The following is a 12,763-nucleotide window of genomic DNA, read 5'->3' on the forward strand; positions in this document are numbered from 1 at the left end:
GTACGCAAGGGTGGGCGCCCCTTACAACAGGGGGCGCCCACCCTTGCGTACTACTGGACAGTCACCGGGAACCCGGCCGCCTTCCACGCCTGGAATCCTCCGACCAGGTCGGTCGCCCGGTGCAGCCCCAACTGCTGCAGGGACGCGGCCGCGAGGCTGGACGCGTATCCCTCGTTGCAGACCACCACGACCCTGAGATCGTGGCTCGTGGCCTCGGGGGAGCGGTGGCTGCCCTGCGGGTCGAGCCGCCACTCCAGTTCGTTGCGCTCGACGACGAGGGCGCCGGGGATCAACCCGTCGCGCTCGCGCAGGGCGGCGTACCGGATGTCGACCAGAAGGGCTTCGCCCGCCTGTGCGGCTCCGTACGCCTCCGTGGCCTCCACCCGGTCGAGGCCCTCGCGGACCCGTTCCAGCAACTCGTCGATTCCCACTGGGCGTCGGCTGCTCACTGCCAGTCCTCCGGACGCTCGACCTGCTCGAGGCGCAGCACCTGCCCCGTACGGCTGTAGCGGCGGATCCGGGGCAGGGGCGGGTAGTACGCGTGGACGGAGATCGCGTGCTCCTCGGTGGACTCGTTGAGCACCTCGTGCACGTGGTGGCGGCCGAAGGAGCGGCCCTTGCCGGCAGACAGTCGCCGTTCGCGGTCGACGTCCTCGGTGAGTTCGAGGGTCTTCCAGCCGTCGGTGGGCAGTCGAGCGGCGAGCGAGTACTCCTTGAGTTCGCCCGACGCGGTGAGGAAGGCGCCGACCGAGTCCGCGTGGTCGTGCCAGCCGGTTCCCGTGCCGGGCGGCCAGCCGATGAGCCAGGCCTCACTGCCGCCGGGACCCTCGAGGCGTACCCAGGTACGGCCCTCGGGGTCGAGCGGGAGCGAGGCGATCAGCTCGGTGTCGGCGGCCGTACGGCGCACGAAGTCGAGCAGATCGGCCTGTGTGGGGGCCTGAACCGGCGCGGAGGGGGAAGCGGAGAGGGAAGGGGAGGAGGGGGACACAGACACGGGTACCGTCCTGAGCGTTCGCGTGGGAGCGTGCGGCAGCGGATGAGCGGCGCGCGCGGAGGAAAGAAATGCGAATTCAGCAGGACGGACGACACAGGCAGCCTGGATAGCGGACGAGGTCCAAATGGACCTTCCGCCACAGGTGCACACAGGTGTCGGTCACGATCCGGAGTAGACCATGCCGGTGCAGGCCGGTCAACTGGCAGTCACTATGTGGACCACACGGTGACCGAGCAGGCACCAGGCGGTCCGACGGCCCGAAAGGTCACTGTGGATCAGTGATTCAGCGGATGAGTGGGCCGGTGGGCTAGTGGGCCATTGGGGGGTCAGCTGGTACTCGCCCCGGCCTCCGCCTTCTCCGCTCGCGCATGCTCCGCCTGCGCGGGGCCGCCCAAGGTCGCCTCGGCCGCCGCGTACAGGTCGGCAGGGCGTACCCCGCTGAGCGCAGTGACCAGGTGGCCGTCGGGGCGGATCAGCAGCACGGTGTGCGGGGCGGCGCCCGGGTAGCTCTCCGCGACCAGGAGCTCGGCGGGATGCGGCAGCGCTGTCACGGCGGCCGCGAGCCGGGGCATGATCCCGGCCGTCACCCAGTGCTTCCGCTCCCACACGCCCGTGCCCGGTGCGATCAGTACGACGAGCAGCACCCCGCGCCCGAGCCGTTCCCGCAGCCGTACGAACGAGCCGTCCTCCGCGGTCACCCGCACATCGGCGACCTGCGCACCGGGCGTCGTGTCCACAGGGGCCTGCGACTCGGCGTGCGGAGGCGCGAGCGGCGAATCGGTGTACGCCCCCGGCGCGCCCAGCGGGCCGCGCCCCAGATGACCGTCGGTGAGCAGCGCGTCGTGGCCGCGGGCCGATCCGGGGACGTACGAGCGCAGGCCTCCGCCGCCGCGCAGCAGCGGCAGCGCCTGGTCGGCGGCGCGCAGCCGGGCGGCGACGATACCGCGCCGCTCCACCTGGTAGCTGTCGAGCAGCGCCTCGTGCGGGCCGTGGTGCCAGGCCAGCGCCAGCTTCCAGGCGAGGTTGTCGGCGTCCCGCAGGCCTTCGTCCAGGCCCTGGGTGCCGAGCGCGCCGAGCAGATGCGCGGCGTCCCCGGCGAGGAAGACGCGGCCGACCCGCCACCGGCGGGCGAGGCGGTGGTGGACGGTGTGGACGCCGGTGTCGAGCAGTTCGTACGGAGGTGTGGAGCCGCCGCTCCAGCCCGCGAGGGTCTCCCGGATGCGCGCCACCAGCAGGTCGGGTGTGACCAGGTCCTTGCCGGGCGGCAGCAGCCAGTCCAGCCGCCACACGTCCTCGGCGAGGGGACGCGCGGTCACCTCCCCGGCCGAGGGGCCCGACGCCCGCCACGGCGGCATCCGGTGCAACAACGCCTGGCCGGGCCAGGGGAGTTCCGTACGCAGCGCCGCCACGGCGTATCGCTCGACGGCCGTACGTCCGGGGAAGCGGATGTCCTGGAGCTTGCGCACGGTCGAGCGCGGCCCGTCGCAGCCGACGAGGTAACTGCCGCGCCACCAGGTGCCCTTGGGGTCGCGGGTGTGCGCGGTGACGCCCGAGGTCTCCTGCTCGATCGAGTCGACGCGGCTGTGCACGGCGACCTTGATCAGCCGCTGGCGGGTGACGGCCTGGCGCAGGGCCGCGGTCAGCGTGTGCTGGGCGAGGTGCAGGGGGGAGGTGAACTCTTCGGCGCCGCCCAGAACGCCGTCACCAGCGGGGACTCCCGCGCCTCGGGGACTCCTCGTGTCCCCGCGGCCGCCCGCGCCCTCCGCGCCGTCGGCACCCTCCGCACCGAACCCGATCTCGCGCATCACCTGCTTGCGCCGCATCGACCGCCATCCGGCCCAACGGAAACCGGCCTCGGGGAGCGGGAAACCCGTCAGCCGCTCGACGAGTGCGGCCGTATCCTCGCGCAGAACCACCGTCCGCGCGGGCCGCTGTTCGTCCTTCCCCGGCCCTTCGTCCAGGACCACGGAGGGGACCTCCTGGCGGGCCAGCGCAAGGGCGAGCGTGAGCCCCACGGGCCCCGCTCCGACGATGATCACCGGGTCCACGACGTGGTGCCCCCCGCCGGCGGTGGTGTGCTCAGGGATGCATGCGAACAGGAGGTTGGAGCAGGGTGCACGATCACAGAACGTATGCAACAGACTGGGCGGCACTCGGTCAAGCTGAACGCACAGGGACCCCGCTGCGCGGAGGGCGCGTCCGCCCAAGATCCATTCGGCAACCCTTCCTCAACGTGGGGCTGTTGTCCCGCGCCATCGAACCTTGATCATTGCCATCGAAGTTTGATCCCTGTTCGAGTGGATCACCATGCTCATCGCTACCCGCGACGGTGACCGCCGCTGTAAGCTCCCGCCGCACCAGCGCGCGTCGGTAGCCCTGGTGTACCTCGTCAACATGACACGCTTGCGCAGATCGCCGCCGGATTCGGCATATTGGTGCGAACGGCCCTCGCCTACACCGCGACCGTCATCGACCTGCTTGCGGCCTGGGCGCCCGGGCCTGCTCAGGGTGCTACGCGAGTGCGATCCGGACTACGTGCTGATGGACGGCACCCTCGCCGAGTGCGACCGCCGGTGCGACGGCCGCGCCGACTACTCCGCCAAGCACCGACACCCCGGCGTGAAGGTGCAGATCGCGACCGACCCTACTGGCCACGTGCTCTGAATTTCACCGGCTCTGCCGGGCCGGTGCGACGACCTGACCGCCGCCCGCACCCACCGGATTATCCGAATCTGCGAACGCCAAGGCGTGCTCATGCTCGCCGACCGCGCCTAACAGGGCACCGGGCCCTGGGTGACCACCGGCACAAGGATCCCGGTGTGCAGCACGTACAAGGTCCCGCACAGCACCTCTCGGCCAGGCAATGGCTTGCCACCCGGATAGCGGAAGTGCCGCTCACGCTGCGGCAGCAACGGCTCCACACGGTCCCACAACTCATCCTCTTGTGGCTTCGGACTCTGGCTTCCGGCTGACGGCTGTGCATTGCGACGGAGGCAGTGGCGATCACGCCACTGCCTCCGTATACCGGTCATGCCAGCTGACTGCTTATCGGATTGTGTCGCCGGTGCTGGTCCCGAAGGTCCCCCCGACCTCGACCGCGTTGAGGTCTTCGATGTCCTCGGGTCCGAGGACCGCTCCCGTGCTCCGCTTGCTGCGGCGCAGCCTGTTCTCCAGCCAGCTCGCGAAGCTGGTGAGGATGAAGTTCACCACGATATAGATGACCGCCACCACGATGAAGCTCGCGACGACGTTGGCGTAGTTGGCCGCGAGCGTGCTGCGCGAGTTGAGCAGCTCGGTGAAGTTGAGCATCACTCCGCCCAGCGCGGTGTCCTTCACGATGACGACGAGCTGGCTGACGATGGCCGGCAGCATCACGGTGACGGCCTGCGGAAGCAGGATGCTCGTCATGGTCTGGCCCTTGCGCAGACCGACCGCGTAGGCGGCCTCCGTCTGACCCTTGGGCAGCGCGAGAATGCCGGCTCGTACGACCTCGGCGAGGACCGAGGCGTTGTAGAGAACCAGGCCGGTGACGACCGCGTAGAGGGGCCGGTCCTCGCTGCTGATACCGGTGGAGCGGACGTAGAACTCGAAGGCGAACAGCATCAGCAGCAGCACGGGGATCGACCGGAAGAACTCGACCACCGCACCGGCCGGAACGCGGACCCACTGGTGGTCGGACAGGCGTGCGATGCCGAAGAAGGCGCCCAGGGGAAGGGCGATGACCATGGCGAGTGCCGCGGCCTTCAGTGTGTCGGCGAGGCCCGGCAGCAGATAGGTCGTCCAGGCCTGGGATGTGGTGAACGGCTCCCACAGGGCCCATTTCAGCTGTCCCTTGTCGTCCATCGTCCGCCAGATCCACCACAGGAACAGGGCGAGCAGGACGAAGAAGACCACAGAGAAGATCAGATTGCGCCGCTTGGCCCGGGGGCCTGGGGCGTCGTAGAGAACGGAGGTCACCGCTTCACCGCCAGTCGCTTGCTCAGCCAGCCGAGGAGGAGGCCGGTGGGCAGGGTCAGAACCACGAACCCGAAGGCGAAGACCGCGCCGATGGCCAGCGTCTGGGCCTCGTTCTCGATCATCGTCTTCATCAGGCTGGCGGCTTCGGCCACGCTGATGGCGGCTGCCACGGTGGTGTTCTTGGTCAGTGCGATCAATACGTTGGCCAGCGGGGCGATGACCGAACGGAAGGCCTGCGGCAGCACGATGAGCCGCAGTGTCTGGCTGAAGCTCAGGCCGATGGCGCGTGCCGCCTCCGCCTGCCCGACGGGCACGGTGTTGATGCCGGAGCGCAGCGACTCGCAGACGAAGGCCGCGTGGTAGGCGACGAGACTGAGCACCGCCAGCCGGAAACCCTGGAGCGGGAAGTCGTCGGACGCTCCCATCGTCACGCCGAAGATGTCGGCGAGGCCGAGTGAGCTGAAGACGATGATGACCGTCAGGGGGATGTTCCGGACGATGTTCACATAGGCGGTGCCGAACCCGCGCATGAGCGGGATCGGGCTGACCCGCATCCCGGCCAGCAGGGTGCCGAGGACAAGGGAGCCGAGGGCGGAGAAGGCGGTGAGTTTCACCGTCATCCAGAACGCCCCTAGGACGTCGTAGCCTTCAAGAAAGTCGAACACGATCTCCCGCGCTTCCGGGTGTGTGGGGTACGTGGAGGACGCGGCACGCCGCCGCCGTGATCGCGGCGGGCGGCGGCGTGCCTGCGAAGTCCTGCGTTACGTGCGGATCTCCGCGTCAGCTGACGATGTCGCCGATCTTCGGGGCGGGCTCGTTCTTGTAGTTCGCGGGACCGAAGTTCGCGTCGACGGCCTTCTGCCAGGAGCCGTCGCTGACCATCTTCTCCAGGGCGGCGTTGACGTCGTTCACGGTCGTGGTGTCGCCCTTCTTGACACCGATGCCGTAGTTCTCGTTGCTCAGCTCGAGCCCGGCCAGCTTGAACTGGTCCTTGTAATTGTCCTGGGCGGCGAAGCCCGCGAGGATCGAGTTGTCGGTGGTCACCGCGTCCACCTTGCCGCTCTGCAGGGCGGCGATGCACTCCGAGTAGCCCGCGTTCTCACGCAGGTTGGCTTCCGGGGCGATCGACTCCTTGACGTTCGACGCCGAGGTGGAGCCGGTCACCGAACAGAGGTTCTTGCCGTTGAGGTCCGTGCCCTTGGCGATGTCGGAGTCCGCCTTGACGAGCAGGTCCTGGTGGGCCAGCAGGTAGGGGCCGGCGAAGTCGACCTTCTCCTTGCGCTCGTCGGTGATCGAGTACGTGGCCGCGATGATCTTCACATCGCCGCGGGCGAGCGCGTTCTCACGGTCGGCGCTCTTGGTCTCGACGAACTCGATCTGGTCAGGCTTGTAGCCGAGTTCCTTGGCCACGTAGGTCGCCACGTCCACGTCGAAGCCGGAGAAGGAACCGTCGGGCTCCTTCAGGCCGAGTCCGGGCTGGTCGTACTTGATGCCGATCTTGATCGTCTTGCTGTCGCCGGAGGCGGAGGAGCCGCTGTCGTCCTTGTCCTCGGAGCCGCACGCCGTGGCGGTGAGGGCGAGTGCGAGGACGGCGGCCGAGGCTGCGGTGACCTTGCGGAGCTTCATGGTGAACATCCTTTGAGTGGTGAAGAGATGCGGGTCTTCAGTGGTGACCTTCAGTGATGAAGTAATGAAGAGACGCAGGCCGTCAGTGGTGCAGGATCTTCGACAGGAAGTCCTTGGCGCGGTCACTGCGGGGATTGCTGAAGAACTGATCCGGCACGGCCTCTTCGACGATGCGGCCGTCGGCCATGAAGACCACCCGGTTGGCAGCCGATCGAGCGAAGCCCATCTCATGGGTGACCACGACCATGGTCATGCCGTCACGCGCGAGCTGCTGCATGACCTCGAGGACCTCGTTGATCATCTCGGGGTCGAGTGCCGAGGTCGGCTCGTCGAAGAGCATGACCTTGGGGTTCATCGCCAGCGCCCGCGCGATCGCGACCCGCTGCTGCTGGCCGCCCGACAACTGCGCGGGGTACTTGTCCGCCTGCGTGCCGACGCCCACGCGGTCGAGCAGTCCGCGGGCGTTCTCCTCCGCCACCTTCTTGTCGGTCTTGCGGACCTTGATCTGGCCCAGCATCACATTCTCGAGCACCGTCTTGTGCGCGAAGAGGTTGAAGGACTGGAAGACCATGCCGACATCGGCCCGCAGCCGGGCCAGTGCCTTGCCCTCATAGGGCAGCGGCTTGCCGTCGATCGTGATGTCGCCCGAATCGATCGTCTCCAGGCGGTTGATGGTGCGGCACAGGGTGGACTTCCCGGACCCGGAGGGCCCGATGACCACGACGACCTCGCCACGAGCGATCGTCAGGTCGATGTCCTGGAGCACGTGCAACGCGCCGAAGTGCTTGTTGACGCTCTTCAGGACGACCAGGTCCTCGGTCGCGGCCACGGCATCCTTGGCCACCGATACTTCGGTCATCGCTCTTGGGCTCCGTCCTCCTCGGTTTCGGAGGACAGTAGTGAGCCGCTACGACCAGCGTCATTACATCTGAGGGTAACTTGAGCATCACGATCCGGTAGCAACCGGACATGAGTCGTAGCACTCGTACGCAACCGCGTACCGGCTGGGTAACGGAAGCCCTCCGCAACCCGAAGTCCCTTGACGCCGGCCTTATCCATCGGCGTGACTTCCATGGTGCACGCGCGCGTGCCTGCGTTCTACAAGCCGAAACGGTATGACCGATGAACCGGAGGGGGCCGGAATGAGACTGCTCCTCGTCGAGGACGACAACCATGTCGCCGCCGCCCTGTCCGCGGTGCTGGCGCGACACGGCTTCGACGTCACGCATGCCCGCAGCGGCGAGGAGGCCTTGCAGGCGCTGGTCCCCGAGAGCGACGGCTTCGGCGTCGTCCTGCTCGACCTGGGCCTGCCCGACCAGGACGGCTACGAGGTCTGCGGCAAGATCCGCAAGCGCACCAGCACACCGGTGATCATGGTCACGGCCCGCTCCGACGTACGCTCCCGGATCCACGGCCTCAACCTCGGTGCCGACGACTACGTGGTGAAGCCGTACGACACCGGGGAACTGCTCGCCCGTATCCACGCCGTCAGCCGGCGCAGCGTCCCTGACGACATCGCGGTCCCCGGCGAGAACGCACTGCGGCTCGGGCCGGTGCGCATCGAACTGCCCACCCGCCAGGTCAGCGTGGACGGTTCGGTCGTCCAACTGACCCGCAAGGAGTTCGACCTTCTCGCGCTGCTCGCCCAGCGGCCCGGAGTGGTGTTCCGCCGGGAGCAGATCATCAGCGAGGTGTGGCGCACCAGTTGGGAGGGGACCGGACGCACCCTGGAGGTGCACGTCGCCTCTCTGCGCTCCAAGCTGCGCATGCCGGCGCTGATCGAGACGGTGCGCGGCGTCGGGTACCGGCTCGTCGCCCCCGCGGCGTAGCGTGCACCGGTGCGCACCCGCCTGCTTCCCCTGCTCATCGTCCTGATGGCCGCCGTGCTGCTCGCGCTCGGTGTTCCGCTCGCCGTCAGCTTCGCGGCCGCTGAGCAGCAGCGTGTGGTCGTCGACCGCATCGACGACACGGCGCGCTTCTCCGCCCTCGCCCAGTTCGTCACCGACCGGCCGAGCGGCTCCCGGGTGGGCACCACGGACGAACGCCGCGAAACCCTGCGCAAGGAACTCGCCGCGTACCACGACGTGTACGGCATCCGCGCCGGCGTCTTCTACCGCAACCTCGACCCGATGGCCAACGCGCCGGAGAACTGGTATCTGCCCGAGGGGGGCGAGGGGCGCGAGGCTTTCAACGAGGCGCTCCTGGGTCGCCGCAGCCATGACCCCGAGCAGGTCTGGCCCTGGCAGCGCCACCGGCTCGTCGTCGCGTCCCCGGTCATCAGGGACGGTGACGTCATCGCGGTCGTGGTCACCGACTCGCCCACCGGTCAGATGCGTTCGAAGATCCTGCGCGGCTGGGTGATCATCGGCGCGGGTGAGGTCGCCGCGATGCTCCTCGCCCTCGGCGCCGCGCTGCGCCTGACCGGCTGGGTGCTCAGGCCCGTACGGGTCCTCGACGCCACGACCCACGACATCGCGACCGGACGCCTCAATGCCCGGGTCGCGGTCGCCGGAGGTCCGCCGGAACTCAGGCGCCTGGCCCGGTCGTTCAACGAGATGGCGGACAACGTCGAGGATGTCCTGGAGCAGCAGCGCGCCTTCGTCGCCGACGCCTCGCACCAGTTGCGCAACCCGCTGTCGGCGCTGCTGCTGCGCATCGAACTGCTCGCTCTCGAACTGCCGGAGGACAATGAAGAGATCGCCTCGGTCCGCACCGAGGGCAAGCGTCTCGCCCAGGTCCTGGACGACCTGCTCGACCTCGCGCTCGCCGAGCACGCCGAAGCGGACCTGCGGCTCACCGACATCGGCGAGCTGACGGCCGAGCGCGTCGCGTCCTGGTCACCCCTCGCCGGCAGCAAGGGCGTACGGCTGGCCGGGACCTGCCCGGCCACCACCGCCTGGGCCGACCCGATCGCGCTGTCCAGCGCCCTGGACGCGGTGATCGACAACGCGCTGAAGTTCACGCCGGAGGGGGAGAGCGTCGAGGTGGCGGTCTCCTCGAACGGCGAGGTCTCGACGGTCGTCGTCACCGACGGCGGGCCCGGCCTCAGCGACGAGGAGCTGGCCCGCATCGGCGACCGCTTCTGGCGCAGCGCCGGGCACCAGAACATCAAGGGCTCGGGCCTCGGTCTGTCCATCTCCCGGGCGTTGCTCTCGGCAGGAGGCGGCTCCATCACGTACGCCCATCACGAGCCGCACGGACTGCGGGTGACGGTGACGGTGCCGAGGTCGAGGCCCGGCTCCTGACCGGGAGTGGTCCGGCCAGTGCTACGGCTTGACCGAGCGGTAGTAGCGTCGCGCACCCTCGTGCAGTTGCAGCGGGTCGGTATAGATGGCCGTCCGCAGGTCCACCAGCTGGGCCGCGTGCACCTGGGCGCCGATACGGTCGCGGCTGTTGATCACGGTGTGGGTGAGTTCCTCGGTGAGCCCCGGGTCCGAGTCCTCGCGGGTGATCAGGAAGTTCGCCACCGCCAGCGTCTGCACGGACGAGCCCTGCTGCGCCTCGGGATAGGCGTCGGCGGGCATCACCGCGGCCCGGTAGTAGCGGGAGGCGCCGCCCTGCTCGTGCAGCTTCGCGATCAGGTCGCTGCCGATCGCCACCAGCCGGATGTCGGACCTCTCCGAGAGCTTCTGGACGGCGCTCGTCGGCAGACCGCCGGACCAGAAGAAGGCGTCGATCTTGTGCTGTTGGAGCAGGTCGGGCATGGTTCCGATGCCGTCCGGGAACGGCGAGATGTCCTTCTGCGGGTCGAGCCCGGCTGCCTCGAGCACATGGTCCGCTATCAGCCTCACCCCGGAACCGTCCGGCCCCACGGCCACCTTCTTGCCCTTCAGATCCGCCACGGACTGCACGGACGAGGAGCGCGGGACCACCAGGTGTACGTAGTCGTCGTACAGCCGTGCGCAGCCGCGCAGTTGGTCCGCTCCGGGCTTGTTCTCCATGATGTACGTCTCCACCGCGTCCGCCGCCGCGATGGTGAAGTCGGCCTGTCCCGTGGCCACCCGCTGTACGTTCTCCTGCGAACCGTCGCTGTTGAGCAGTCGTACGTCCAGGCGCGGCATGTCGTTCGCGATCGCGGCCTGCAGGAGCGTGCCGTACTTCTGGTAGACCCCGGTCGGTGTGCCCGTGCTGAACGTGATCGTCCCGTCCGGCGACTCCTCGCCCAGCGGCAGCAGCCACCACAGCAGCAGCCCGAACACCACGAACGCGGCCGCCGAGCCGAACAGCGCGCGGCGCTTGCCGATACGGGGGAGTGCCTGGAACATGCGCGCGATCCTGCCAGTCCGGACGCCGTCCTGACCAGGGCCGGGCACGCGGGCCGGGCTCACGAGGGAACCGGATCGGGTCGGTAGGGTCGGCGGATGCAGTCTTCTCCCGCTTCTCCCGCTTCCGCTTCTCCCGCTCCTCATTCTGCCGCTCCTCTTTCTCCCCCTCCCTTTTCTCCCGCTTCCCTGGTCCGCGAGTTCCACCGCGCCTTCGGCCTTGACACCCGCAGCATTCCGACGGAGGTCTCGCCGGACCTTGCCGCCCACCGCGGCGAACTGCTCGCCGAGGAGGCCGGCGAAGTCGCCGAGGTCTCGGTCACGGGACCACTCGACCGGCTCGCGCACGAGCTGGCCGATGTCGTGTACGTGGCGTACGGCACCGCGCTCGTCCATGGCATCGACCTCGACGCGGTGATCGCCGAGGTCCACCGGGCCAACATGACGAAGCTGGGCCCCGACGGCAGCGTCGCCCGGCGGGCCGACGGCAAGGTCCTCAAGGGGGATAGCTATCGGGCTCCGGATGTGGCGGAGGTTCTGCGGAGGCAGGGCTGGAGGGAGGCGGTGGACGCGTAGGTCCGTTCTGCTCTCCGCCGGATCAGGTTTGCTCAGTCGCTGACGGCTGTCTGTTGCCGTGCCGCTCCACCGGGTTCCGATTCCGGATCTTGATCTGGATGCGGATGGGGATGCGGATGGGGATCCGGGTTCCGTTCCGTTTCCGTTTCTGTCGGTCGTGCCGCGGCGCTCTGGCGCTCCGGATGGCCGGCGAACCTGGTGGTGAGCCTCATGGCCAGGGGCTGGGTGTAGCGGGCGGTGAGCGGGCCGACGACCACCAGGATCAGCACGTACGCCGTGGCCAGCGGACCGAGCGAGGGCTCGATGCCGGCGGTGACCGCGAGTCCGGCGATGACGATGGAGAACTCGCCGCGCGCGACCAGCGCTCCGCCCGCCCGCCACCGGCCGTTGACGGAGATGCCGGCCCGATGCGCGGCCCAGTATCCGGTCGCGATCTTCGTCAGGGCCGTGACGGTGGCCAGCGCGAGCGCGGGCAACAGCACGGGCGGGATGCTCGCCGGGTCGGTGTGCAGCCCGAAGAAGACGAAGAAGATGGCCGCGAACAGGTCCCGCAGCGGGCTGAGCAGCGTGTGCGCGCCCTCCGCGACCTCGCCGGAGAGGGCGATGCCGACCAGGAACGCGCCGACGGCGGCGGACACTTGGAGCTGCTGCGCGATGCCGGCGACGAGGATGGTCAGGCCGAGCACGACCAGCAGCAGTTTCTCGGGGTCGTCGCTGGAGACGAAGCGGGAGATGACGCGGCCGTAGCGGAGGGCCACGAACAGGACGAGTCCCGCGGCTCCGAGGGCGATCGCCAGCGTCACACTGCCCGCGGCCAGCCCGACCCCGGCCACCAGCGCGGTGACGATCGGCAGGTAGACCGCCATCGCCAGGTCCTCCAGGACGAGGATGCTGAGGATGACGGGTGTCTCGCGGTTGCCGACCCGGCCCAGGTCGCCCAGGACTTTGGCGATGACACCGGACGACGAGATCCAGGTGACGCCCGCCAGGACCACGGCGGCGACCGGCCCCCAGCCGAGCAGCAGTGCGGCGGCCGCGCCCGGCAGGGCGTTGAGGGTGAAGTCGACCAGGCCCGACGGATAGTGGGCCTTGAGGTTGGAGACCAGATCGCTGGCCGTGTACTCCAGGCCGAGCATCAGCAGCAGCAGGATGACGCCGATCTCGGCGCCGGTGGCGATGAACTCCTCGCTCGCGCCGAGCGGGAGCAGCCCGCCCTCGCCGAAGGCGAGACCGGCCAGCAGGTAGAGCGGGATCGGGGAGAACCGCAGCCGGGCGGCCGCCCGGCCGAGCAGGCCGAGACCGAGGATGATGGCGCCGAACTCGATCAGCAGAACCGCGGAGTGCACGG

At 69.0% G+C, this 12,763-nt stretch carries 12 protein-coding genes and 2 pseudogenes; 4 read left to right on the forward strand and 10 right to left on the reverse strand.

Features of this window, described 5'->3' with window-relative positions:
- Positions 1–50: 50 nt before the first annotated feature.
- The 3 genes from ACX28W_RS22395 to ACX28W_RS22405 form a co-directional block, all read right to left on the reverse strand.
- Positions 51–449, reverse strand: a complete 399-nt coding sequence (locus ACX28W_RS22395) for a rhodanese-like domain-containing protein (protein ID WP_459000857.1) — start codon at positions 447–449, stop codon at positions 51–53.
- Positions 446–994 carry a cupin domain-containing protein gene (locus ACX28W_RS22400; protein ID WP_459000858.1) on the reverse strand — a complete coding sequence of 183 codons (549 nt, stop codon included), beginning with the start codon at positions 992–994 and terminating at the stop codon, positions 446–448. Before ACX28W_RS22400 ends, ACX28W_RS22395 begins: the two co-directional genes overlap by 4 nt.
- A 326-nt stretch (positions 995–1,320) precedes the next feature.
- Complete coding sequence (locus ACX28W_RS22405; RefSeq protein ID WP_459000860.1) at positions 1,321–3,042, reverse strand: FAD-dependent monooxygenase; 1,722 nt, start codon at positions 3,040–3,042, stop codon at positions 1,321–1,323.
- A 259-nt stretch (positions 3,043–3,301) separates the two neighbouring features.
- On the opposite strand from ACX28W_RS22405, the pseudogene ACX28W_RS22410 reads away from it, so the two are divergent.
- Positions 3,302–3,766 (forward strand): annotated as a pseudogene (locus ACX28W_RS22410) (transposase); the annotation flags it as partial.
- A gap of 38 nt (positions 3,767–3,804) precedes the next feature.
- Here ACX28W_RS22410 and ACX28W_RS22415 read toward each other — a convergent pair.
- The 5 genes and pseudogenes from ACX28W_RS22415 to ACX28W_RS22435 all read right to left on the reverse strand — a co-directional run.
- Positions 3,805–3,927, reverse strand: a pseudogene (locus ACX28W_RS22415) (IS5/IS1182 family transposase); the annotation flags it as partial.
- A gap of 112 nt (positions 3,928–4,039) precedes the next feature.
- On the reverse strand, positions 4,040–4,951 hold the full coding sequence (locus ACX28W_RS22420; RefSeq protein WP_459000862.1) for an amino acid ABC transporter permease: 912 nt from the start codon (positions 4,949–4,951) through the stop codon (positions 4,040–4,042).
- A complete protein-coding gene (locus tag ACX28W_RS22425) occupies positions 4,948–5,616 on the reverse strand; it encodes an amino acid ABC transporter permease (protein WP_459000864.1) in 669 nt (222 codons plus the stop codon). The genes ACX28W_RS22420 and ACX28W_RS22425 overlap by 4 nt, the downstream gene beginning before the upstream one ends.
- Before the next feature lie 115 nt (positions 5,617–5,731).
- Complete coding sequence (locus tag ACX28W_RS22430; protein ID WP_459000866.1) at positions 5,732–6,577, reverse strand: glutamate ABC transporter substrate-binding protein; 846 nt, start codon at positions 6,575–6,577, stop codon at positions 5,732–5,734.
- Positions 6,578–6,659: 82 nt separating this feature from the next.
- Positions 6,660–7,436 carry an amino acid ABC transporter ATP-binding protein gene (locus ACX28W_RS22435; protein WP_459000868.1) on the reverse strand — a complete coding sequence of 259 codons (777 nt, stop codon included), beginning with the start codon at positions 7,434–7,436 and terminating at the stop codon, positions 6,660–6,662.
- A 283-nt stretch (positions 7,437–7,719) separates the two neighbouring features.
- On the opposite strand from ACX28W_RS22435, the gene ACX28W_RS22440 reads away from it, so the two are divergent.
- A complete protein-coding gene (locus ACX28W_RS22440) occupies positions 7,720–8,406 on the forward strand; it encodes a response regulator transcription factor (RefSeq protein ID WP_459001000.1) in 687 nt (228 codons plus the stop codon).
- 9 nt (positions 8,407–8,415) lie between these two features.
- Positions 8,416–9,822 carry a sensor histidine kinase gene (locus ACX28W_RS22445; RefSeq protein WP_459000869.1) on the forward strand — a complete coding sequence of 469 codons (1,407 nt, stop codon included), beginning with the start codon at positions 8,416–8,418 and terminating at the stop codon, positions 9,820–9,822.
- Between the two features lie 21 nt (positions 9,823–9,843).
- Here the strand turns inward: ACX28W_RS22445 and ACX28W_RS22450 are convergent, their stop codons facing one another.
- Complete coding sequence (locus ACX28W_RS22450) at positions 9,844–10,842, reverse strand: TAXI family TRAP transporter solute-binding subunit (RefSeq protein WP_459000871.1); 999 nt, start codon at positions 10,840–10,842, stop codon at positions 9,844–9,846.
- 96 nt (positions 10,843–10,938) lie between these two features.
- Here ACX28W_RS22450 and ACX28W_RS22455 point away from each other — a divergent pair, with 96 nt between their 5' ends.
- On the forward strand, positions 10,939–11,415 hold the full coding sequence (locus ACX28W_RS22455; RefSeq protein WP_459000873.1) for a pyrophosphohydrolase domain-containing protein: 477 nt from the start codon (positions 10,939–10,941) through the stop codon (positions 11,413–11,415).
- Positions 11,416–11,447: 32 nt separating this feature from the next.
- On the opposite strand, the gene ACX28W_RS22460 is transcribed toward ACX28W_RS22455, so the two are convergent.
- Entirely contained in the window at positions 11,448–12,761 is a 1,314-nt protein-coding gene (locus ACX28W_RS22460; protein ID WP_459000875.1) for a cation:proton antiporter, read from the reverse strand.
- Between the last annotated feature and the right edge of the window lie 2 nt (positions 12,762–12,763).

This window comes from Streptomyces sp. SD15 (genome assembly GCF_054462255.1).